Annotated in this window: 1 protein-coding gene; it reads right to left on the reverse strand. The window is 73.7% G+C overall.

What is annotated here, in order from left to right; translation table 11 throughout:
- Window positions 1-380: 380 nt before the first annotated feature.
- Window positions 381-972: carbohydrate kinase family protein (locus BZY54_RS48345; RefSeq protein WP_244217724.1), on the reverse strand; the 592-nt coding region annotated here is incomplete at its 5' end.

Here is a 972-nt window from a genome sequence, read left to right on the forward strand (position 1 = left end):
GGGCGGGGGCGGCCTGTGCCCGGTCCTGTGCGGTGAGGCCGACGGGGACGGCGAGGGCCAGGGCGAGGGCGGCGAGAAGCACTCGGGGTCTGCGTGTTGGTCTGCGCACGACGCATGTCCTTCGACGGAGGAGGTCAGGAGGCAGTCATGGGTCAGGGAGGTGCGGGAGCCCGTGCATAATCGTGCGTGCCTGCAAAATCGTGCTTGATTCCGCCGATAATTGAGCAGCAAAAGTCATCTGTCAATGGCGGGGTCCGGCACGGGCTCGGCCCGGGGCGGTGACCTGGTGTGCCGTCGGGCAGCGGTCGACGTGCCGTCGGGCAGGGGTCACCCGGGTATGCCCTTCAGGCGGTCGAGGGGGCGGATCGGGCCGCGGCCGGTCACGCCGACCTGCCGAAGCCGATGGTCGGTACGGCCCTGCGCCGCGGCCACGGCTCCACGCTCGCCTCGGGCACCAGACCGTCCAGGAAGGCGTACCGCCGCAGGGCCGCCGGGTCCTGGCCGTCCACCGAGTGGACCTTGCGCCACCAGGCCGCGATCTCGGACCAGCCGGGCGCCGACAGTGAGCCGCCGAACTCCTGCACGGACAGCGCCGCGGTGAGACCGGCGAAGGCGAGGCGGTCGGCCAGGGGCCAGCCGGCCAGCGTGCCGGTGACGAAGCCGGCCACGAAGACGTCGCCCGCGCCCGTGGGATCCAGGGCCTCGACCGCGATGGCAGGCACCTCGGCGGTCTCCCCGCTGCGGTCGACGGCGTAGGCACCCTCCGCGCCGAGGGTGACCACCGCGACAGGCACGAACGCGGTGAGCGCGCGGGCGGCGGCGCGCGGGCAGTCGGTGTCCGTGTAGCGCATGGCCTCCTCGGCGTTGGGGAGGAACGCCTCGCAGTGCTCCAGGTCGGGCAGGGCCGCCAGGTCCCAGGCGCCGGTCTCGTCCCAGCCGACGTCACCGAAGATGCGCGTGCCCCGGCGCGCC

This window comes from Streptomyces carpinensis, from assembly GCF_002154505.1.
In the GTDB taxonomy this organism is placed as follows: Bacteria; Actinomycetota; Actinomycetes; order Streptomycetales; family Streptomycetaceae; genus Streptomyces; species Streptomyces carpinensis.